The 20,019-nt window shown below is 64.7% G+C and carries 22 protein-coding genes, 1 tRNA gene and 1 pseudogene; 7 read left to right on the top strand and 17 right to left on the bottom strand.

Annotated elements, in window-relative coordinates:
- The 4 genes from paaD to paaA are packed head-to-tail and all read right to left on the bottom strand — an operon-like array spanning position 1 to position 2,855.
- Entirely contained in the window at positions 1–597 is a 597-nt protein-coding gene (paaD, locus tag IEX24_RS01035; RefSeq protein ID WP_188672324.1) for a 1,2-phenylacetyl-CoA epoxidase subunit PaaD, read from the bottom strand.
- Positions 591–1,439: a 1,2-phenylacetyl-CoA epoxidase subunit PaaC gene (gene paaC, locus IEX24_RS01030; protein ID WP_188672321.1), complete on the bottom strand. Its 849-nt coding sequence runs from the start codon at positions 1,437–1,439 to the stop codon at positions 591–593. The genes paaD and paaC overlap by 7 nt, the downstream gene beginning before the upstream one ends.
- Positions 1,436–1,744 (bottom strand): 1,2-phenylacetyl-CoA epoxidase subunit PaaB, encoded by a 309-nt coding sequence (paaB, locus tag IEX24_RS01025; RefSeq protein ID WP_188672318.1) that lies wholly within the window; start codon positions 1,742–1,744, stop codon positions 1,436–1,438. The genes paaC and paaB overlap by 4 nt, the downstream gene beginning before the upstream one ends.
- A gap of 55 nt (positions 1,745–1,799) precedes the next feature.
- Positions 1,800–2,855, bottom strand: coding sequence for a 1,2-phenylacetyl-CoA epoxidase subunit PaaA (gene paaA, locus IEX24_RS01020; protein WP_188672314.1), 1,056 nt, complete (start codon positions 2,853–2,855; stop codon positions 1,800–1,802).
- Between the two features lie 114 nt (positions 2,856–2,969).
- Between paaA and IEX24_RS01015 the strand changes: the two genes are divergently transcribed.
- Positions 2,970–3,605: a TetR/AcrR family transcriptional regulator gene (locus IEX24_RS01015; protein ID WP_188672311.1), complete on the top strand. Its 636-nt coding sequence runs from the start codon at positions 2,970–2,972 to the stop codon at positions 3,603–3,605.
- Here the strand turns inward: IEX24_RS01015 and IEX24_RS19910 are convergent.
- From IEX24_RS19910 to IEX24_RS00985, 7 genes and pseudogenes are all read right to left on the bottom strand, one after another.
- A pseudogene (locus IEX24_RS19910) lies at positions 3,602–4,039 on the bottom strand (PDDEXK nuclease domain-containing protein). The gene IEX24_RS01015 and the pseudogene IEX24_RS19910 overlap by 4 nt on opposite strands.
- Positions 3,937–4,452: a DUF1016 N-terminal domain-containing protein gene (locus IEX24_RS19905; RefSeq protein ID WP_307821402.1), complete on the bottom strand. Its 516-nt coding sequence runs from the start codon at positions 4,450–4,452 to the stop codon at positions 3,937–3,939. The pseudogene IEX24_RS19910 and the gene IEX24_RS19905 overlap by 103 nt, the downstream one beginning before the upstream one ends.
- A 46-nt stretch (positions 4,453–4,498) precedes the next feature.
- Positions 4,499–6,727, bottom strand: coding sequence for a phenylacetic acid degradation bifunctional protein PaaZ (gene paaZ / locus IEX24_RS01005; RefSeq protein WP_188672308.1), 2,229 nt, complete (start codon positions 6,725–6,727; stop codon positions 4,499–4,501).
- Positions 6,728–6,759: 32 nt separating this feature from the next.
- Complete coding sequence (locus IEX24_RS01000) at positions 6,760–7,110, bottom strand: hotdog fold thioesterase (protein WP_229715076.1); 351 nt, start codon at positions 7,108–7,110, stop codon at positions 6,760–6,762.
- A 168-nt stretch (positions 7,111–7,278) separates the two neighbouring features.
- Positions 7,279–8,178: a 3-hydroxyacyl-CoA dehydrogenase family protein gene (locus IEX24_RS00995; protein WP_188672302.1), complete on the bottom strand. Its 900-nt coding sequence runs from the start codon at positions 8,176–8,178 to the stop codon at positions 7,279–7,281.
- Positions 8,175–8,930 carry an enoyl-CoA hydratase/isomerase family protein gene (locus IEX24_RS00990; protein WP_188672298.1) on the bottom strand — a complete coding sequence of 252 codons (756 nt, stop codon included), beginning with the start codon at positions 8,928–8,930 and terminating at the stop codon, positions 8,175–8,177. The genes IEX24_RS00995 and IEX24_RS00990 overlap by 4 nt, the downstream gene beginning before the upstream one ends.
- A 149-nt stretch (positions 8,931–9,079) precedes the next feature.
- Complete coding sequence (locus IEX24_RS00985; protein ID WP_188672295.1) at positions 9,080–10,264, bottom strand: acetyl-CoA C-acyltransferase; 1,185 nt, start codon at positions 10,262–10,264, stop codon at positions 9,080–9,082.
- Positions 10,265–10,437: 173 nt separating this feature from the next.
- On the opposite strand from IEX24_RS00985, the gene paaI reads away from it, so the two are divergent.
- The 3 genes from paaI to IEX24_RS00970 all read left to right on the top strand — a co-directional run bounded on the left by paaI (position 10,438) and on the right by IEX24_RS00970 (position 13,503).
- Complete coding sequence (gene paaI / locus IEX24_RS00980; protein ID WP_229715029.1) at positions 10,438–10,920, top strand: hydroxyphenylacetyl-CoA thioesterase PaaI; 483 nt, start codon at positions 10,438–10,440, stop codon at positions 10,918–10,920.
- Positions 10,921–10,962: 42 nt separating this feature from the next.
- Positions 10,963–12,282, top strand: coding sequence for a phenylacetate--CoA ligase PaaK (gene paaK, locus IEX24_RS00975; protein WP_188672292.1), 1,320 nt, complete (start codon positions 10,963–10,965; stop codon positions 12,280–12,282).
- A 261-nt stretch (positions 12,283–12,543) separates the two neighbouring features.
- Entirely contained in the window at positions 12,544–13,503 is a 960-nt protein-coding gene (locus IEX24_RS00970) for an NADP-dependent oxidoreductase (RefSeq protein WP_188674154.1), read from the top strand.
- A gap of 87 nt (positions 13,504–13,590) precedes the next feature.
- Here IEX24_RS00970 and IEX24_RS00965 read toward each other — a convergent pair whose 3' ends face one another.
- From IEX24_RS00965 to IEX24_RS00940, 6 genes are all read right to left on the bottom strand, one after another.
- Complete coding sequence (locus tag IEX24_RS00965) at positions 13,591–14,121, bottom strand: GNAT family N-acetyltransferase (protein WP_188672290.1); 531 nt, start codon at positions 14,119–14,121, stop codon at positions 13,591–13,593.
- Between the two features lie 84 nt (positions 14,122–14,205).
- A complete protein-coding gene (rplA, locus tag IEX24_RS00960) occupies positions 14,206–14,898 on the bottom strand; it encodes a 50S ribosomal protein L1 (protein ID WP_188672287.1) in 693 nt (230 codons plus the stop codon).
- Between the two features lie 9 nt (positions 14,899–14,907).
- The gene (gene rplK, locus IEX24_RS00955; RefSeq protein ID WP_188672284.1) at positions 14,908–15,339 is read right to left on the bottom strand and encodes a 50S ribosomal protein L11; all 432 of its coding nucleotides are present in this window, start codon (positions 15,337–15,339) and stop codon (positions 14,908–14,910) included.
- 178 nt (positions 15,340–15,517) lie between these two features.
- Positions 15,518–16,549 carry a transcription termination/antitermination protein NusG gene (gene nusG / locus IEX24_RS00950; protein WP_188672281.1) on the bottom strand — a complete coding sequence of 344 codons (1,032 nt, stop codon included), beginning with the start codon at positions 16,547–16,549 and terminating at the stop codon, positions 15,518–15,520.
- A gap of 89 nt (positions 16,550–16,638) precedes the next feature.
- On the bottom strand, positions 16,639–16,929 hold the full coding sequence (gene secE, locus IEX24_RS00945) for a preprotein translocase subunit SecE (protein WP_188672278.1): 291 nt from the start codon (positions 16,927–16,929) through the stop codon (positions 16,639–16,641).
- A gap of 53 nt (positions 16,930–16,982) precedes the next feature.
- A tRNA-Trp gene (locus IEX24_RS00940) sits at positions 16,983–17,055 on the bottom strand.
- Between the two features lie 139 nt (positions 17,056–17,194).
- On the opposite strand from IEX24_RS00940, the gene IEX24_RS00935 reads away from it, so the two are divergent.
- From IEX24_RS00935 to IEX24_RS00925, 3 genes are all read left to right on the top strand, one after another.
- Entirely contained in the window at positions 17,195–18,238 is a 1,044-nt protein-coding gene (locus tag IEX24_RS00935; protein ID WP_188672275.1) for an AI-2E family transporter, read from the top strand.
- Between the two features lie 68 nt (positions 18,239–18,306).
- Entirely contained in the window at positions 18,307–19,284 is a 978-nt protein-coding gene (locus IEX24_RS00930) for an NAD(P)H-quinone oxidoreductase (protein ID WP_188672272.1), read from the top strand.
- Between the two features lie 164 nt (positions 19,285–19,448).
- Positions 19,449–20,009, top strand: coding sequence for a flavin reductase family protein (locus IEX24_RS00925; RefSeq protein WP_203585975.1), 561 nt, complete (start codon positions 19,449–19,451; stop codon positions 20,007–20,009).
- The last annotated feature ends 10 nt before the right edge of the window (positions 20,010–20,019 follow it).

Raw genomic sequence — 20,019 nt, 5'->3', positions numbered from 1 at the left:
CTAGTGATCCTTGAAGTAGTCGAAGGGCTCCTGGCAGCGCTGGCACACGTAGAGCGCCTTGCACGAGGTGGAGCCGAAGCGGGAGAGTACACGAGTGTGCATCGACCCGCAGTGCGGGCACTGGATGCCGAGCCCTAAGTTGATGCGGCCACCAGCCGCACCCCCGACCCCTGCGCCACGCGGAGCCGGGGCGGCGATGCCGTACTCCTGCAGTTTTGCGCGGCCGGATTCGCTCATCCAGTCCGTGGTCCACGCCGGGCTCAGCACGACGTTCACCGTCGCTCCGGGGTACCCGTTCGAGGCAAGCGCCGTAACGATGTCATCGCGCATGGCGTCGATGGCCGGGCATCCGGAATATGTCGGAGTGATGTCGACGACGACGTGGGGAACACCGGGTGCGACAGTCGTAGAGCTGTTGACGAACGAAGCATCGCGCTCGCCGACGACCCGAACCGCGCGCAGCACGCCGAGGTCTTCGATCGTCAGCACGGGCACTTCGGGGTCGACGACAGTGGCCGCGACATTCCACAGCGACCGCTCGAGCTCACCCTCGGGCCGGGGCCGCGCCTCGCGCTCGAGGTCTGCCACGGCTACCATGACGCACCCGGATGCTGCCGCGCGAGCACCTGCATCTCGGCGAGCAAGGGCCCGAACGCTTCAGAGTGGATGCCCTGCCGACCCCCGCCGCGAACGGCCGACGTCTGGGGTACCGTGAGTCCGGCATCCCGAACCAGCTGAGGCACAACCGCATCGAACTCGGCCCGCAACGCCCGCGGATCGACCGCAATGCCCTCAAGCCCTTCGGCGAGCTCGGCGCCGAAGTCGCCCGACGCCACCGGCTCAGCACGGTACAACTCGTCGACGAACGGCCACATCGCGTCGAGCCCGCGCTGCATGCGAAAGGCCGACTCGTCGGTGCCGAGCCCCAGGCGCAGCAGCCATTGCGTGCTGTGGTCGAGGTGATAGTCGACCTCTTTGGTGGCCTTCGCGGCGATGGCGGCGAGCGTCTTGTCTGACGAGTGCATCAGAGCCCGGTACAGGCTGTCGAAGTACACCGATGCGATCAGCTGGCGGGCGATGGTCTGCCCGAAATCGCCGATGGGCTGCTCGAAGAGCTGGCGGCAGCGAAACTCGGGCTCGCTGCGGAAGTACGCGAGGTCGTCTTCGGTCTTACCCCAGGCGCTGCCCGCATAGGTGAGCAGGCTGCGGGCGTGGCCCAGAATGTCGAGCCCGATGTTGCCGAGCGCAATGTCTTCTTCGAGCTCGGGCCCATTGGCGATCCACTCGCCGAGCCGGTGCGCCAAGATGAGCGCGTCGTCACCGAGCCCCAGTGCGTACTGCGCCACCGCCTCGGTCGCGACGAGCCCGCCCTCGATCTCGGCTTCGATGAGTTCGGGCGTCACGATTCCGGTGGGTGCCTGCCGCTGCTTCACACTCACAGGTGCGCCACCCCTTCAGACTTCGTGTAGTAGATGGCGTGCCTGAAGTCTTTGCCCTGCGGCGACTCGAAGAACGCGCCCTTCGCGTCAGGGTCTGATGCGGTGATGTCGGATGCCCGAACCACCCACACCGAAACTCCCTCGTTGCGACGGGTGTACAAATCGCGCGCGTTACGCACCGCCATCGTTTCGTCGGGCGCGTGCAGCGACCCGGCGTGCACGTGTGAGAGGCCACGAGATGACCGCACGAACACCTCCCACAGGGGCCACTCTTCGCGGGCGCCTGAATCTCCGGGGCTCGGCATCAGCGGTTCTCCTTCGTCGTTACGGCTCGTGGGCGAGCGGATGCACGGGCATCCATCAGGCGGCCACCATCTCGTTCGCGGCGAGCGCTGCGGCCTCGGCAGCTGCGGCCTGCTTGTCGGCATAGGCACGAGCTGCCTCGCGAACCCACGCACCGTTCTCGTGGGCGGCGCGGCGCTTGGCCACACGAACCGTGTTGGCCTGGCCATTTCCCTTCAGCACCTCGTAGAACTCCGACCAGTCGAGCTCGCCGAAGTCGTAGTGCCCGGTCTCCTCGTTGAACTTCAGATCGGGGTCGGGCAGCGTCACACCCAGAATCTCGGCCTGCGGAACCAACATGTCGACGAAGCGCTGGCGCAGGTCGTCGTTGCTGAAGCGTTTGATCTTCCACGCCATACTCTGCTGCGAGTTGGGCGAGTCTTCGTCGGGCGGCCCGAACATCATGAGCGCCGGGGCGTACCAGCGGTTGACCGATTCTTGCGCCATCTGCCGCTGAGCATCCGTACCGTTCATGAGGCTGAGCAGAATCTCGAAGCCCTGACGCTGGTGGAAGCTCTCTTCTTTGCAGATGCGAACCATGGCGCGGCCGTAGGGCCCATAGGATGCCCGGCAGAGCGGCACCTGGTTACAAATGGCTGCCCCGTCGACGAGCCAGCCGATGGAACCCATATCGGCCCAGGTGGGCGTGAGGTAGTTGAAGATCGAGGAGTACTTAGCCTTGCCCGTGATCAGCTGCTCGAACATGGTGTCGCGATCGGTGCCGAGCGTCTGGGCGGCGGAGTAGAGGTAGAGGCCGTGCCCCGCTTCGTCTTGCACCTTCGCCATGAGAATGGCTTTGCGCTTGAGGCTGGGGGCGCGCGTGATCCAGTTGCCCTCGGGCTGCATGCCGATGATCTCGGAGTGCGCGTGCTGCGAGATCTGCCTCACGAGGGTCTTGCGGTAGGCAGCGGGCATCCAGTCGGTGGGTTCGACGCGCGCGTCGCTTTCGATCAACTCGAGGAAGCGGGCGAGGCCCTGCTCGTCTTCTGCGGTCGGCGCGCCGGTCGAGGCTGCGGCGGTCTGCGTGGCTGCCGCCGACTCGGGCGCGGTGCCGGGGGCTTCGAATACGTCCATCAGAGTCTCCTCGTCTGAGGCTCATCGAAGCCTCACTACTTACCGATCGTTCAGTAAAACTATCACGTGTGGGAGCGCGGGGCAAGTAGCCAATTCGGCTAGAGTCGAGTGCAAATGAACCGTGCATCCAGCCCCGAGACCGTCACGCCCACGGGCGGCGGCAACGGGCGCAACGGGCGCGCGGCCTACGACTTGCCGGCGGTGCTCGACATCGCTGTGGGTGCCTTCAACGACTACGGCTACGACGCCACCTCGATGGGGCTTCTCGCTGAGCGCCTCGGCACGAGCAAGTCGGCCGTCTACTATCACGTCAGCGGCAAAGAAGATCTGCTGCGCCTCGCGCTCGAGCGTGCGCTCGGGGGGCTGGAGGGCATCCTGACTCTGCCCGGCGCCACCGCGGGCCCGGCCGAAGATCGGCTGCGGTTCGTGCTGCGCGGGGCCGTGCAGGTGCTGGTCGATGATCTGCCCTACGTCACCCTGCTGCTGCGCCTGCGCGGCAACACCGAGATCGAACGCAACGCCCTCGAACGACGCCGCGCCTTCGACCACCAGGTTTCGCAGCTCGTCGATCAGGCTCGCGCCGACGGCTCGCTGCGTGCCGATGTCGACTCGGGAACCATCACGCGACTGCTCTTCGGCATGATCAACTCCATCGTGGAGTGGTACAAGCCCGGCGGCACCCTCACGCCCGCCCAACTCGCCGACGACGTCATCTCGGTGGCCTTCGACGGCTTGCACCGCCCCGCCTAGCCTCCATTCAAACTGTCGGGCGTCATTGGCTCGAATGCACGCACGAGCAATTCCTCGGAGGGTAGCGCCGCTTTCTCGGGGTGCGGGAGGAGGTCATAGCTCGCGATAGCGACTGGCTTGGAACTGCCCCCTAACGCGTAACGCACCACGCGGTCGTTCTTGTTGCTGCACAGCAACAGACCGACAGTCGGTTGGTGATTTGGTTTGCGAAGAACATCATCAACGAGGGTCACCTAAAAACCGAGTTGGCCCGAGTATTCCGACTTGAACTTCCCTACCTTGAGCTCAACCACGACGTAGCGAAGCTGGTCGACATGAAAGAAAAGCAAGTCTATGTAGAAGTCGTCGCCTGCGACAGCGACGTGAATTTGCCGCCCCACGTAGGCGAAGCCCGTGCCGAATTCGCCAAGGGTGTGGCTGATGCGCTCGACCATAGCGTTTTCAATCTCGGGAGCTCGGCATCGTTGAAGCTGCTGACCAGTACTCTCACGTGCCCCCAAGGCAATTGGTCCACAAGCTGTGGACCAATTGAGGTCTCGTCGGGCCAGGTCTCTGCAAATGACCGCATGTACTTCAGGTTTGTGACTGAGAACCCGGTCGTTCCGGGAAACTCCGCCTTCAGATCGGAGGAGAGACGATCGAGCACTTTGCCGCCCCACCCCTGGCTCGCGGTCTCGATTACCAGGGTTTTGCCGATCTGCCAATACAGGTGAATGAGTTCAGCATTCACGACACGTTGCACCCTATACCGCGACTCATGCAGACGCCGTTTCACTTCGCCGAACACGGCGCTGTAATTCGACGGCATGGCCTCTTGTCGAGTGCCGTCAGTCGTGAACTCGCTCATCCACCGATTATAGGCGAGTTATATTCACCTTCAGACTCGGGTCAGGCTACTCCTTGGAGACGAGGGTGAGAACGTCGTAGGTTGCCACGGGCTCGTCGTGTTGGTTGCGCAGCACGGCGTCCCAGCGCACCTCGCCATACGATTCGTTCTCGCGCGGGGTGATCTGCTTGGCGGTGAGGGTCACGTGCACGCGGTCACCGGGCGAGACGGGGGTGACGAAGCGCAGGTTCTCGAGGCCGTAGTTCGCCAAGACGGGCCCGGGCTCCGGGTCGACGAAGAGTCCGGCCGCCCACGAGAGCAGCAGGTAGCCGTGGGCGACACGCCCCGGAAAGAAGGGATTCGCCGCCGCGGCCTCCTCGTTCGTGTGCGCATAGAAGGTGTCGCCAGTGAATTCGGCGAAGTGGCTGATGTCGTCGAGGGTGATCTCACGGGCATCCGAAGCCACGGCGTCGCCTAACCGCAGCCGTGACAGCGGCTTTCTGAACGGATGCTCGGCAGCGCTCACGCCTGCCGCACCACTCTCGTCAACCGAGTCGACGCTCTCTTCGTCAGCCGACGCCGGGGCTGCACCCGCGCCCGACTGACTCGTGGGCGCGCCTTCACGCCACTCGCCCGTCAGCGCGGTGAGTACTGCGGGCGTGCCTTGCACCGCGGTTCGTTGCATGAAGTGCTTCACGGCGCGGATTCCGCCGAGCTCCTCACCCCCGCCCGCACGCCCGGGGCCGCCGTGCACCAGGTGCGGAACGGGTGACCCGTGCCCGGTGCTCGTGCGCGCGTCGTCGCGGTCGAGCACGAGTACGCGCCCGTGGAAGGGAGCGATTCCGCCGAATAACGTCGCCACGGCGGCCGGGTCGACGCTCGCGATCGTGGCAACCAGCGAGCCACCACCGAGGTTCGCGAGGCGAACGGCGTCGTCGACATCGTCGTACCCGATCACCGAGCACACCGGCCCGAAGGCCTCGATCTCGTGCACGGCCGCCGAGTCGGAGTCGTCGAACCGCAGCACGACGGGCGCAAGAAACGCGCCATCGGGCGACTCCCCCACGCTGCCGTCGGCACGCACAACCTGCGGCCCTGTGAACGCGGCGCGCTGCTCGCCCTCAGCAGCAGCATCATCAGCAGCGAACGCGATGCGCCCGCCGCCCGCCAGCAGCGCGTCGATCGAGCGCAGCACTTCGTCGCGCTGCTCGATGCTCGCGAGCGGCCCCATGGTGACGCCGTCAGCGCGCGGGTCGCCCACTACGGTGCGGGCCGTGATGCGCGCGCCCACTGCGTCGATGACGGCGTCCATCTGCGCACGCGGAACGATGACGCGCCGGATGCACGTGCACTTCTGCCCCGCCTTCGAGGTGATCTCGGTGACGACAGACGCCACGAACGCATCGAACTCAGGGGTGCCGGGCGCGGCATCCGGGCCCAAGATCGCGGCATTCAGCGAGTCGGTCTCGGCCGTGAGCCCCACCCCACCCGAAATGACGTTCGCATGCTCGAAGAGTGAGCGGGCCGTCGAGGCCGACCCCGTGAACCCGACCCGGTCGCGCAAGTCGAGGTGGTCGAGAAAGCCGCGCACCGAGCCCGAGATCAGCTGCAGCGAACCCGAAGGCAGCAGCCCCGATGCATCCATCAGCCGCACGCACGCCTCGGTGAGGTAGGCGGTCGGCGTCGCCGGCTTCGCGATGCTCGGCACCCCGGCCAGAAACGCAGGAGCGAACTTCTCGAGCATGCCCCACACCGGAAAGTTGAAGGCGTTCACCTGAAACGCCACACCAGGCACCCGCGTGTACACGTGCTGCCCGCCGAACGACCCGTCGCGCGCGAGGTTCTCGGGTGCTCCATCGACGATGACGGTCGAGTTCGGCAGCTCGCGCCGGCCCTTCGAGCCGTAGGTGAAGAGCACGCCGATTCCGCCGTCGATATCGACCCCCGAGTCGCGCTTCGTCGCGCCGGTCTGGGTGCTGACGGCGTAGAGCTCCGCCTTGTGCTCGGTGAGGTAGGCGCCGAGCGCCTTCAGAATGAGCGCGCGCTGGTGAAAGGTGAGCGCGCCGAGGCTCTTCTGCCCGACGGTGCGGGCGTACCTGACTGCGGCTTCGACGTCGAGACCCGCACTCGAGACCAGCGAGACGAGTTCACCCGTCGAGGCGTCGCGCACCGGGGCAGCGGATGCCCGGGCATCCACCCCCGGGCTCCACCACTCGCCCTCGACAAAACTGGGCAGCAGCGGCACCTCGGTGGCCGACGTCGCCGCTACGAGCGTGGAGGTTTCGGTGGTGGTCATGACGTGCCCTTCGATTGCTGAAACTGCAGAGGTTACATCGCCGCGACGATGAGGTTCGTGATTCGCACAGTGCAGAGCCGCTCGCCCGCCTCGTTGCTGATCACGACTTCATGCGAGGCGATGGTGCGGCCGAGCGAAATGGCGGTGGCGACGCCCGTAATAGTGCCGCCTCGCGCACCCTTGTGATGCGTCGCGTTGATGTCGAGCCCCACCGCGCTCTTACCGAGCGTCGAGGCGTGGATCACCGCGGCCCACGATCCGAGCGCTTCACCGAGGGCGACGGATGCTCCCCCGTGCAACAGCCCGAACGACTGGGTATTGCCGCTCACCGGCATCGTCGCCACCACTCGTTCGGCCGACTGCTCGAGCACCACGATGCCCATCTTGCGGTCGAGCTCGCCGAGCTCGATGACCCACGGCGAAGCCGGCTGGCCGCTCTGACCCGGCTCACTCTTATGGCCCGGCTGGCCCGGCCGGCCCGACTGTTCCGGCTGACCCGGCCGACCGCTCTCACCCGGCCGACCCAGACGCGCCCGCACCTCACTCATCGCTCACGCCTCCCCGTCGGCCCACACGAAGAAGCCCTCGCCGCTCTTGCGGCCGAGCTTGCCCTCGGCCACCTTCTCGCGCAGCAGCGCGGGCGGTTCGAACCGCGAACCCAGTGTCGAGGCGAGGTACTCCGAGATTCCGAGCCGAACGTCGAGGCCCACGAGATCGGTGAGCCGCAGCGGGCCTACGGGAAATTTGTAGCCCAAAACCATGGCCGCGTCGATGTCTTCGGCCGAAGCGACGCCCTCTTCGAGCATCCTGATCGCCTCGATCGCAATGACCACACCGAGCCTCGAGCTGGCGAACCCCGGCGAGTTCTTCACCGTGATGGGCGTCTTGCCGAGCGCTTCGACCCAGCCCTGAGCGGCCTCGATGAGCGACGGCAGGCTGGCCTCGCCGCGCACGATCTCAACGAGCGTCGACGACGGAACGGGGTTGAAGAAGTGCAGCCCGCAGAACCGCTCAGGCCGGCTGAGGGTCGCGGCAAGGTCGTCGATCGAGAGCGATGACGTGTTCGAGGCGAGCCACGCGTCGTCACCGAGCACCGCCTCAACCCGCTGCAACATCGACGACTTGAGCGCGAAGTCTTCGGGAACCGCCTCCACGACGAGCCCTGCGCTGGCGAACGCAGAAACGTCGGTGGTGACGTCGATGCGATCGCGCAGCGCGTCGGCATTCTCGTTCGTCGTGCCTCGAGAAACGCTCTTCAGAAGAGCACTGATGAACGCCTCGCGTGCGTGCGCTGCCGCAGCATCGTCACGCTCCAGGATGATCGCCCTGCTGCCCGCGAGCAGAAACGCATGAGCGATTCCCACGCCCATGCGGCCCCCGCCGAGCACACCCACGACGTCGGGCACGGCTACTACCTCGAGCACATCCGCCACGTCGGGCACGGAGCTCATCGTGTCTTCCTCTCGAGGAACGCTGTCATACGCTCGAACTTCGCGTCGCTTTCGAAGAGCACGGCCTGCGCCTGCTCGTCGATGGCGGGGTGCGCCGTACGCGGCGCGTGGATCATGCTCTTCGTGAAGCGCAGTGCCAGGGGGTCTTGTTTCGCGATGCGGTCGGCAAGGGCATCCGCTGCCGCCAGCAACTCGGCGGGCTCGTGCACCGACGAGACGAGACGGGCCGCGAGCGCTTCGGAGGCGTCGAGTACTCGCCCCGCGAGCAGTATCTCTTTGGCCAGCGGCTCCCCCACGAGTTCGACGAGCCGCCAGGTCGCGCCGGCCGCCGCGACGATTCCGAGGCTCGTCTCGGGGTTGCCGATCTTCGCCCTCGACGAGGCGACGCGAAAGTCGGCCGCATACGCAAGCTCTGCGCCGCCGCCCAGCGCCCAGCCATCGATCGCGGCGATCACCGGCAGCGGCAGCGCCGCAATGCGCACCATGATGCGGGAGTTGATTCCGGCAAGGGCGTCATCGCGCCGGCGTTCGCGCAGCTGCGCGATGTCGGCACCTGAGGCAAACACTCCGTCGCCGCCTGACACGATGAGAATGCGCGGCGACCGCTCGAGGTCAGCACACACGGCGTGCATCTCCGTCACCATGGTCAGGTCGATGGCGTTGCGAACTTCGGGGCGGTTCAGCGCGATATGCAAACGGTCGGCGCGATCATCCACGACCCGCAGAGTGCTCAACTCGGGTAGCTCAGTCATGCGTCGGCACCCCTTCGACGAGTGTGCCCGACTCGGGGCGACCCTGCGGCGCGGGCTCGAAGCGCGCCCCTCGTGTGCGGTTGCTGCGCCGCAGATACACAAGCGGGCACCGAGTCAAAGCGAGCGACGCGAGTATTCACGAGCATCCGCTACACCGCCTCGACCACGAGCGCCGCGCCTTGGCCGACGCCTACGCACATGGTCGCGAGGCCGCGCGCTGCGCCTTCGCGCTGCATGCGGCCCAGCAGAGTAACGAGAATCCGGGTGCCCGATGCGCCAAGTGGATGCCCGAGCGCAATAGCGCCCCCGTCAGCGTTCACGATCGACTCGTCGAGCCCGAGGCGGCGAACCACGGCGAGCGCTTGCGTCGCAAACGCTTCGTTCAGCTCGATGGCACCGATGCTGTCAAGCGACAGCCCGGTGCGTGCCATCAGCTTCTGAACGGCCGGAACCGGCCCGAGCCCCATAACTTCGGGCGAGACCCCCGCCGACGACCCGCCGATGACCCGAGCACGCGGCGTCAGCCCGAATCGCTCGACGGCCGACTCGCTCGCCACCAGAATCGCGGCGGCCCCGTCGTTCAGCGGCGATGCATTTCCGGCCGTCACGAGCGTTCCGCCCTTGACCACTGGGCGCAGGCCCGCAAGAACTTCGAGCGACGTGTTGGCGCGCGGCCCCTCATCAGCGGTGACCAGCCCGGCCTTCGTCGGCACCGAAACGATCTCGTCATCGAAGTGCCCAGCGGCCGCAGCTGCGAGCGCGCGCTGGTGCGATCGCAGCGAGAAGGCATCGGCATCCTCCCGCGAGATGCCCTCTTGAATGCCCACCTCTTCGCCCGTTTCGGGCATGCTGAACGTGAACTTGTCGCGCTTTAGAAACTCCGGGTTCGGAAACCGCCAGCCGATCGACGTGTCATACGCCAGCCCCGGCTTCGCCCACGCCTTCTCGGGCTTCGCCTGCACCCATGGTGCACGGGTCATCGACTCGACCCCGCCCGCGATCACGATGTCTGCTTCGCCCGACTTGACCATCGCCGACGCCAGCTGCACGGCCGAGAGACCGGATGCACAAAGGCGGTTCACCGTAATGCCCGGTACCGTCACCGGCAGCCCGGCGAGAAGCGCGGCCATTCGTGCCACGTTTCGATTGTCTTCACCGGCCTGGTTCGCATCACCGAAGATCACGTCGTCGATCTGATCAGGATCAACCCCGGTGCGGGCTACCAGCTCACGAATCGCGATGGCGGCGAGGTCGTCGGGCCGAACCGTCGCCAGCGAGCCGCCGTATCGCCCGATCGGAGTGCGCACCCCGCCGATCACAAATGCTTCTGCCATGGCTCCGTTACCTCGCTGACCCAACTTACTGACCGTTCGTTCTGTAAACAATGCCACGTCAACGACGCCGTCGTCAACTCCACTTACCGTACGTTCAGTCAGTGATGTAGAGTGAACGCGAACGAGCGCGATGATCAACGCGCACCCCCCACGCAACGAGGCAGAGGTTTCGGGTGAAGAGTACGAACGCCGCGGGCAACACGGGCGCTACTGGCGCTACTGGCGCTACTGGCGCTACTGGCGCTACTGGCGCTACTGGCGCTACTGCGATGATGGGCAGGGATCGAGCATCCGCTGCCCTCGGCATGACGGTCGTCACGGGCGAGCCCGGCTCTGCGGTCGTCACCATGCTCGTGCGCGACGACATGCTGAACGGATTCGACGTGATGCACGGCGGCTTCATCTTCGCCGTCGCCGACACCGCTTTCGCCATCGCCTGTAACGAAAACGAGGCCGTGACCCTAGCAGCCGGCGCCGAGATCTCGTTTCTGCGACCGGTGAGATCAGGGCAGTTGCTCACTGCCACGGCAGCCCGCCGCACGCTCAGCGGCCGAACCGGAATCTACGACGTGCAAGTCACCGACGAATCAGGTGCCATCGTCGCCGAATTCCGTGGCCGCAGCCGCACCACCAACCTGCCCATCCCTGCGCGCTGACGCGCATCCATCGCACGACACCTACACCCAACGGAGGGCCCCATGTCACCGGTCACGAACAAGACGCGAGCGCACGCCCCGGCGGCCGCCGAACTCGACCCCGAAGAGCGCATGTCGCGCGACGAACTCGAGGCACTGCAACTGAGCCGGCTGCAGCAGACGGTGCGAAGGGCCTACGAGAACGTTCCGCTCTACACCCGCAAGTTCGACGCGGTCGGCATGCACCCCGACGACATTCGCGAGCTGTCAGACCTCGAAAAGCTTCCGTTCACCACCAAAGACGACCTGCGGGAGACCTACCCGTTCGGCATGTTTGCTGTGCCGCGCAGCGAGGTCACGCGCATCCACGCCTCATCGGGCACCACCGGGCTGCCCACCGTCGTCGGCTACACGCAGGGCGACCTCGATCGCTGGGCGAACCTCGTCGCCCGCTCGTTGCGCGCCGCGGGCATCCGCCCCGGCCAGATGGTGCATAACGCCTACGGCTACGGCCTCTTCACCGGCGGCCTCGGCGCGCACGCCGGCATCGAGCGGCTCGGCTGCACGGTGGTACCCATGTCGGGCGGCAACACCCTGAAGCAGGTGCAACTCATTCGCGACTTCGAACCCGACGCCATCATGTGCACCCCCACCTACCTGCTCACCATCATCGACGCCCTTCGCGCCAGCGGAATCGACCCGCGCGACAGCTCCATCACAGTGGGCGTGCTCGGCGCCGAACCCTGGACCAACGAGATGCGCACCACCATCGAAGAGAGCTTCGGTATCGACGCCCTCGACATCTACGGCCTCAGCGAGGTCATGGGCCCCGGCGTCGGCAGCGAATGCATCGAAAGCAAAGACGGCCCGCACATCTGGGAAGACGAGTTTCGGCCCGAAATCGTCGACGCGTTGGGTCACGCGGTTCCGGATGGTCGGCAGGGCGAACTCGTCTTCACCACTCTCACCAAAGAAGCGCTGCCGATCATCCGGTACCGCACACACGACATCTCGACGTTGCTACCCGGAACCGCCAGGCCGAACATGCGCCGCATCATGAAGATCACCGGCCGCAACGACGACATGATCATCTTGCGCGGCGTCAATCTCTTTCCGACGCAGATCGAGGAGATCGCGCTCACCATCGACGGGCTGTCGCCGCATTTCGTGCTCGAACTCACCAAGCAGGGCCGCATGGATTGCATGACCGTGCGCATCGAACCGACCCCCGGCCTCAGCGCCGCCGAGGGCGAGCGCGCCTCGGCCGCCCTCGTTCGCGACATCAAGACCCGCATCGGCTCGAGCGTCACCGTCGAACTCGCGGCCCCCGGCTCGCTCGAGCGCTCGGGCGGCAAACTCAAGCGCGTCTACGACAACCGCTAAACCATACGAACGAAAGTGAGGTTTGCTGCCGGTTTGTTAGCAACAAGGTGACACCCTCGTAACATCTTTGTATCAATGGGGGGCTTTACTGGTTCACGGGGCCCCCGCGAATGCGCTACAGAGCAAGTCGATACCTCGCGATCACCAGCGGAGTTGGTCGCACCACACGGAAGGTTACCGATGACGCATCAAACAACCGGAGTGAGCCACTTGTCGAATCCGAAGGCAGACGTCTTAAGCCGCGACAACCTCCCGACCACCATGACAGCGGCGGTCATCGACAGCACCGGGTCGGCGGAGGTTCTGCACACCGCCGACGTGCCGATGCCCATTCGAATCAACGCCGAAGTGCTCGTCAAGGTCGCTGGCGCGGGCCTCAACCCGCTCGACGCCAAGACTCGAGCGGGGCGCGGCGTTGCGGCGGCCATCCCGAGCTTTCCCTACATTCTGGGCCAAGACTTCAGCGGAGTCGTCGTCGAAGCACCGTACGAGGGCCACTTTCTGAAGCCCGGCGACGAGGTCTACGGCATGCTCACCGCGCCACGCGGCCAAGGCTCGTACGCCGAATACGTCACAGTGCCGAGCCTGCAACTCTGCAAGAAGCCAGGTCGCCTGTCGCTCATCGAAGCGGCAGGAGTACCCCTCGCCGCCCTCACCGCCTGGGGCATGGTGGTCGACGTGGCAAAAGCTCACGAAGGCCAGCGGATGCTCATCCACGCCGCCTCCGGAGGGGTCGGCCACTTCGCGGTTCAGTTCGCCGCCTACTTCGGTGCCTACGTCATCGCCACCTCGTCGGCCCGTAACGCCAGCTGGCTGCGCGAGCTCGGCGCCGCGGAGGTGATCGACTACACCACGAAGAACTTCGAAGACGAGGTATCGAACGTCGACGTGGTCATCGACCTCATCGGCAACACCCACAACGACACCGGAACCCGTTCACTGCCGACCCTGCGCCCCGGCGGCCTGCTCGTCAATGCGCCGACCGGCAGCTGGCCCACGGTCATCGAAGACGCCCACCGCCTCGGCATTCGCGCCACCACCTATAAGGTCTCGCCCGACGCGTCGACGCTCACCATCATCACCCGGCTCATCAACTCGGGCGACGTACTCGTTCACGTCGACGAGGTCTTCGACCTGGCCGACGCCGCGGCCGCCCACCGCGCCCTCGAGTCGGGACACACCCGCGGCAAACTCGTGCTCAACGTAGCCGACCAAATCTAGAGCGAGCTTTCCGGACGAAAGCGACCGCCCCAACGACGCACCTCGTCCGCAACAGTCGCTCGGGCGTCGCCGCGTGACCTCGCCGAGCTAGAGGGCGCGTTCGCGCACGAAGTCCGACTCGAGTTCGGCGCCTAGCTGGAAGGTCTTGGCGCCGACGACGGCGAAGCCGCTTTTCTCGTAGAAGCGGTTGGCGCGCACGTTTTCGTTGTTCACTCCGAGCCAGATTCCGGATGCGCCCGCCTCGCGCGCGGCCTCCACCGAGAGCGACATCAGGTGCGCCGCGACCCCACGCCCATGGTGGCCTGAGAAGACGTACATCTTGCTCAACTCCGCGGTCGGCCGCAGCGTGATCGACGCAGCGACGTCAGCGTCAGTCGGCTCGCCGAGAATCACCATGGTGTAGCCGATGGGCACGCCGTCGTCTTCGGCGAGGAAAAGGATTCGGTTATCGTCGGCCAGGTACCCCACGAACCGGTCTTCGGTGAGATTGGTGGTCACGAAGTGGTTTACGTCGCCGGCTCGCGCGCGATCGGGGCAGGCGAGTGCGAAGGTGGCGGAGGCGATGAGCGCCAGGCGGGCGGCGTCGCCGTGGCCGGCGCGGCGAAATTCGAGAGTCACAGCTTCAGCCTATTGGGCTGCCCCGGGCATCCGGAAACCAAAAAGGGGCCCGCCGAAGCGAACCCCTTTTTTCGTGATCAGACCTTACGCAAGTGCGTTGACGTCGACCGGGATGCCCGGGCCGAACGTCGTCGAAACGGTGCCCTTGGTGATGTAGCGGCCCTTCGACGAGCTCGGCTTCTGGCGAACGATCTCGTCGAGCGCAGCGCCCACGTTCTCGCGCAGCTGGTCAGGGGTGAAGCTGGCCTTGCCTGCGACGAAGTGCACGTTGGAGTGCTTGTCGACGCGAAATTCGATCTTGCCGCCCTTGATCTCGGTGACAGCCTTCGCCACGTCGGGCGTAACGGTACCGGTCTTCGGGTTGGGCATGAGCCCGCGCGGGCCGAGTACCTTACCGAGACGACCGACCTTGCCCATGAGCTCAGGGGTCGAGACGGCAGAGTCGAACGAGGTGTAACCGGCGGCTACCTTCTCGATGAGCTCGTCGCCACCGACCTCGTCGGCGCCGGCAGCGATGGCTGCTTCGGCCGCGGGGCCCGTTGCGAACACGATGACGCGGGCGGTCTTACCGGTACCGTGAGGAAGGATCACGGTGCCGCGAACCATCTGGTCAGCCTTGCGGGGGTCAACACCGAGCTTGAGGGCGACCTCAACGGTGCTGTCGAACTTGGCCGAGCCGGTCTCTTTTGCAAGAACGACGGCTTCGGCGGCGGTGTAGAGCTTGCCTTCTTCGATCTTCGAAGCGGCAGCGCGGTAAGCCTTTGATTTCTGTGCCATGAGAGCCTCCTACGCCTCGACCGTGATGCCCATGGAACGGGCAGTACCTGCGATGATCAGCGACGCAGCGTCGAGATCGTTGGCGTTGAGGTCGGCCAGTTTGATCTGGGCGATCTCGCGAACCTGGTCTTTGGTGAGCTTCGCAACCTTGACGGTGTGCGGAGTACCTGAACCCTTGGCAACGCCGGCGGCCTTCTTGATGAGCTCGGCGGCGGGCGGGGTCTTCAGGATGAACGTGAACGAACGGTCTTCGTACACGGTGATCTCAACCGGAATGACGTTGCCGCGCTGGTCTTCAGTCGCAGCGTTGTACGCCTTGCAGAACTCCATGATGTTCACGCCGTGCTGACCCAGCGCAGGCCCGATGGGCGGTGCGGGGTTGGCGGCGCCGGCCTTGATCTGAAGCTTAATCAGACCTGTGACCTTCTTCTTCGGTGCCATTTTTTCTCTTCTCTTTCGTGCCGCGTCGTGCGGCGCTCCCACGGCCGGGCAATTCCCTGCAGTGGTGGTGTCGATCGCCCGTAGGCAACCTACATACTTTAGCCGATGAATGACGCGATCGCATCGTGTCATTCATCGGACGACGTCGCGCCGCAGCAGCGGCGGCGCGACCATAAACTCAGAGCTTGGTGACCTGGTCGAAGCTGAGCTCGACCGGAGTCTCGCGCTCGAAGAGCGAAACGAGAACCGTGAGCTTGCCGCTCTCGGGCTTGATCTCGCTGATCGTGCCGGGAAGACCTGCGAACGAACCCTCTTTGATGGTGATCGTCTCACCGATCTCGAAGTCGATCTCGGCCGGAATGGAACGCGAAACGGCCTTGCCGCCCTTGCCACCCGCCGACTTCGCCACCGGAACCTCGACGATCTCGACCAGGCTCTTCAACATATTGAAGGCCTCTTCGAAGCGAAGCGGTGTGGGGTTGTGCGAGTTGCCGACGAAGCCGGTCACACCGGGGGTGTGGCGAACGACCGACCAGCTGTCTTCGTTCAGATCCATACGAACGAGCACGTAACCGGGAATGCGAACGCGAGTGACCAGCTTGCGCTGACCGTTCTTGATCTCGACCACGTCTTCCATCGGTACCTCGACCTGGTAGACGTAATCTTCCATGCCCATGGAGCTCTTGCGGCTCTCGATGTTCTGCTTGACGCGCTTCTCGAATCCGGCGTACGAGTGAATGACGTACCACTTGCCCGGCATGAAACGCAGCTCGGTGCGGAACGCCTCGTAGGGGTCGACCTCTGCGGCCTCGGCCAGTTCGGCCTCCAGCTCGAGTTCGCCGGCGTCGTCGGCCGAGACGACCGCGTCAGAAACGAAGTCGTCGTCTTCGGCGTCTGTTTCGACGCCGTCGATCTCTTCTTCGTCTTCGATCGCTTCGAGGGCGGCCTCGGTGTCGAGTGCGTCACCCGATTCGAGGGCTTCGTTCACCTCATTGTCGGCCTCTAAGTCGTCGACCTCGGTCTCGATGCCGTCGGAGTTCTCATCGATGAAGTGCTCGTCGTTCGTACCGCCGTCGATGGCACGCAGAAGTGCATCAAGATCGCTCGGTGACTCGATCTCGATGTTGTCGCCCTCTTGCGCCTCTTCGACCTCACTCGACTGCTCTTCAGCAGCCCCGAGGTCGAGATCGTCGCGGTTTGACTTAGACACTAAATACGTTCCATTTCTTAGTTTTGGCTGTACGTGCGGAACTTGCGTTCCGGACCGCCCGGCGAGGACGGGCGGTCAATTGGAACTGGTCAGGAACCTAGTGGAGTGGTTCCCGGATCACCGAACACGATGACGGCCGCCCAGCTGAACAACCAGTCGAGGCCACCAACGAGCGCCATCATGATGACCACGAAGACCAGCACGACCAGCGTGTAGCTGATCAGCTCTTTTCGCGTCGGCGTGACGACTTTTTTCAGTTCTGTGAAGACCTGCTGAACGAAAAGCACGATGCGAGAGAACGGGTTGCGCCGGGCATCCCGATCGGTCTTGGCGCGTTCGACGACAGCCTCACTGGGTTCGTCGACTATCTTTCGTGCCACCGTTAGTACCTTTCACAAGCGATCGAAGAAGAGCAAGCGCCCTTTTCGATGTGCAGGGCGGACAGGACTCGAACCTGCAACCTGCGGTTTTGGAGACCGCTGCTCTACCAATTGAGCCACCACCCTAGGATGAGAAATCGCACTGCTTCACTACACTCGATGACGAGCCGGGCTGCGACAAATGGGCATAGAAAAGCATGGCAGATTTCAACTACCTTCACCTAGTGTAAGTCACATCGAAGACGACCGCAAAGAGAGCCCGGCGATGAAAACGAATGCGTTCAGAATCGGCTTCATCGCCACCCTCGGCGGCTTGCTCGCCGTTCTGCTCGGCCTGGCGCTGTCGTCGATCGCCACGATTCTGGTCTATCTCGCCGCCGCCTTGTTCATTGCGCTCGGCCTCGACCCCATTGTGCGGCTGCTCGAAAGCCGCGGGCTGAAGCGGATGCTCGCCATCGCCATTGTGTTCGTGCTCTTCATTCTGCTCATCATCGGCATTCTCTTTCTCATCGTGCCCGTGGTGTTCAAAGAAGGCACCGCGCTGGTGAACGGCCTGCCGCAGGCCATTACGAACGTGTCGCAGCAGTCGTGGTTCATCTCGCTGAACAATTCGCTTGGCGGAGCCATCAACATGTCGTCTCTGTCATCGTCGCTCGGCAGCTTTCTCAGCAACCCCACGAACCTCGCCACCCTGGGCGGCGGCATTCTGAAGGTGGGCAGCGACGTCATCGGCGGGGTCTTCGGCGGCGTCACCATCGTGATTCTGTCGCTATTCTTTCTGGGCTCGCTCGACGCCGCAAAGACAGGCATGTACAGCCTGATACCGGCATCCAGACGCCAGGGTTTCATCTCGATCACCGAGCAGATCGTCAACTCCGTCGGCAAATACGTCATCGGTCAGGTCATTCTGGCCGCCTCGAACGGCATTCTCGGATTCATCGCCATGAGCATCATCGGGGTGCCGTTCGCCGGGGTGCTCGCCGTTGTCGCCTTCATGCTGGCGTTGATTCCGCTGGTCGGCACGGTCATCAGTGCCATTCTGGTCACCGCTGTCGCACTCACTGCTTCGCCCGGCACGGCCATCGCCATCGCGATCTACTTCTTGATCTACATGCAGGTCGAGGCATACGTCTTCAGCCCACGAGTGATGAGCAAGGCAGTGGATGTTCCGGGCATCCTCGTGGTCATCGGAGCCCTGGTGGGCGGCACTCTGCTCGGCATTCTCGGGGCGCTCGTGGCCGTGCCGGTGACGGCCTCGATTCTGATCATCGTGAAACAGGTGATCGTGCCTAGACAGCAGCGGCTCTGAGCTGCGCCAAGCACGCCCTGGCCTACGCTGAGCGGGCTCTGGCTTCGGCAGGGCGTACGTTATAACGCATGAAAGCTGTAGTGATTTCGTCGTTCGGCGGCCCCGAGGTGCTTCGAATTGCTGACGTACCCGACCCCACGGTCGGCGCGGGAGACGTGCTCATCGAGGTGGCCGCGGCTGGCGTGAACAGAGCCGACATCAGCCAGCGCGAGGGGCATTACCCGGCGCCCGTCGGAGCCCCTGAGTGGCCCGGGCTCGAGGTTTCGGGTGTGATCTCCGAGGTTGGCAGCGAGGTCACCGGCTTCGCCGTGGGCGACCGGGTCTGTGCGCTGCTGAGCGGCGGCGGCTACGCCGAGAAGGTCAGCGTGCCCGCGGGGCAGGTGCTCAAGGTTCCGCAGAACGTCGACCTGATCGACGCAGCGGGGCTGCTCGAGGTGGCCTGTACGGTGTGGTCGAACGTGTTTCTGCTCGCCGATTTGCGGCGCGGCGAGACGTTGCTCGTGCATGGGGGGTCGAGCGGAATCGGCACCATGGGCATCCAACTCGGCAAAGCATTCGGCGCAACAGTCGCGGTCACTGCAGGGTCGGAAGCCAAATTGGCGGCGTGCGCCGCACTCGGCGCCGACATTCTCATCAACTACAAGACCGACGACTTCGTGGCGCGCCTGAAGGCGGAGGGGCCGGGAGCGCACGTCATTCTCGACTCGATCGGCGGTTCATACCTCGACCGCAACATTCGGGCGCTGACCACCGATGGCCACATTCTGAACATCGGCAACCTCAGCGGAGAGCCGGGCAGCCTCAATTTCGGCGTGCTGATGATGAAGCGTGGCACCATTCACGGCACGAGCCTGCGGGCGCGATCGGCGGCGGCAAAGGCGGCGATTGTGGCGAGCGTGGGCGAGAACGTCTGGCCGCTGGTAGCCAACGGCGCGGTGCGGCCCATTATCGACACACGCGTGCCGCTGGCCGATGCGACCAAAGCGCACCATCTAGTGGAATCTTCAGCTCACATCGGAAAGGTATTGCTTACTATTACAGAGTGAATCGCTAGTAAAAGCGAAGTAACTCTATTGTCAGTAAGAGCGAGCTGCGCCAACACCGTCGTGGCTTTCGAAACGAGCACCGTTCTATTCCAGGAGCAACCGTGAGCGACCCGCAGCCTTCGAACCCGTTCAACCGCGCGAACCGTGACGACGATGAGCACGCCGTGACCACCGAACACCAGCTGGTGCAGCACCCCAGTTCAGAGACGGTGACGCCCGATGAGTTCAAGGCGGCGTTTCGCAATCACCCCGCCGGTGTCGCTGTCATCACCGCCGACGCGGGCGATGGGCCGGTCGCGTTGACTGCCACCTCGGTGTTCTCGGTGAGCGCTGTTCCGCCGCTGCTGGTGTTCTCCATCTCTGAGTTGTCGTCGAGCTCGCCCACGATTCGCAGGGCAGACACCGTGGTGGTGCACTTGCTCGGCGCCGACCAGATCGACATCGCCAAGCTCGGCGCTACGAGCGGTATCGACCGCTTCGCCGACACCAGCATCTGGACCCGCCTGCCCACCGGCGAGCCGTACTTTCCGGCGGCTCACGCCTGGATTCGCGGGCGCATCGTGAACAAGATGGAGGCCGGCGGCTCGACCGTTGTCGCCGTGCAGGCCCTCGAAACGAAGGCCCCGGCACCGGGCGACGCTTCGGCAGACGCCAACCTCGCGCATCCGTTGGTGTACCACAACCGCACCTGGCACCGCCTCGACGAGAACTCGAAGATTCAGTAACGCTTCGGGC

Source organism: Subtercola lobariae (genome assembly GCF_014640255.1).
Taxonomy (GTDB): Bacteria; Actinomycetota; Actinomycetes; order Actinomycetales; family Microbacteriaceae; genus Subtercola; species Subtercola lobariae.
This window is presented reverse-complemented; position numbering and strand designations above follow the sequence as displayed.

Coding starts and splice junctions, on each gene's coding strand:
- paaD (WP_188672324.1), bottom strand. CDS start 597: ATGGTAGCCGTGGCAGACCTCGAGCGCGAGGCGCGGCCCCGGCCCGAG.
- paaB (WP_188672318.1), bottom strand. CDS start 1,744: ATGCCGAGCCCCGGAGATTCAGGCGCCCGCGAAGAGTGGCCCCTGTGG.
- paaA (WP_188672314.1), bottom strand. CDS start 2,855: ATGGACGTATTCGAAGCCCCCGGCACCGCGCCCGAGTCGGCGGCAGCC.
- IEX24_RS01015 (WP_188672311.1), top strand. CDS start 2,970: ATGAACCGTGCATCCAGCCCCGAGACCGTCACGCCCACGGGCGGCGGC.
- IEX24_RS19905 (WP_307821402.1), bottom strand. CDS start 4,452: ATGAGCGAGTTCACGACTGACGGCACTCGACAAGAGGCCATGCCGTCG.
- paaZ (WP_188672308.1), bottom strand. CDS start 6,727: ATGACCACCACCGAAACCTCCACGCTCGTAGCGGCGACGTCGGCCACC.
- IEX24_RS01000 (WP_229715076.1), bottom strand. CDS start 7,110: ATGGGCATCGTGGTGCTCGAGCAGTCGGCCGAACGAGTGGTGGCGACG.
- IEX24_RS00995 (WP_188672302.1), bottom strand. CDS start 8,178: ATGAGCTCCGTGCCCGACGTGGCGGATGTGCTCGAGGTAGTAGCCGTG.
- IEX24_RS00990 (WP_188672298.1), bottom strand. CDS start 8,930: ATGACTGAGCTACCCGAGTTGAGCACTCTGCGGGTCGTGGATGATCGC.
- IEX24_RS00985 (WP_188672295.1), bottom strand. CDS start 10,264: ATGGCAGAAGCATTTGTGATCGGCGGGGTGCGCACTCCGATCGGGCGA.
- paaK (WP_188672292.1), top strand. CDS start 10,963: ATGTCACCGGTCACGAACAAGACGCGAGCGCACGCCCCGGCGGCCGCC.
- IEX24_RS00970 (WP_188674154.1), top strand. CDS start 12,544: ATGACAGCGGCGGTCATCGACAGCACCGGGTCGGCGGAGGTTCTGCAC.
- rplA (WP_188672287.1), bottom strand. CDS start 14,898: ATGGCACAGAAATCAAAGGCTTACCGCGCTGCCGCTTCGAAGATCGAA.
- rplK (WP_188672284.1), bottom strand. CDS start 15,339: ATGGCACCGAAGAAGAAGGTCACAGGTCTGATTAAGCTTCAGATCAAG.
- IEX24_RS00935 (WP_188672275.1), top strand. CDS start 17,195: ATGAAAACGAATGCGTTCAGAATCGGCTTCATCGCCACCCTCGGCGGC.
- IEX24_RS00930 (WP_188672272.1), top strand. CDS start 18,307: ATGAAAGCTGTAGTGATTTCGTCGTTCGGCGGCCCCGAGGTGCTTCGA.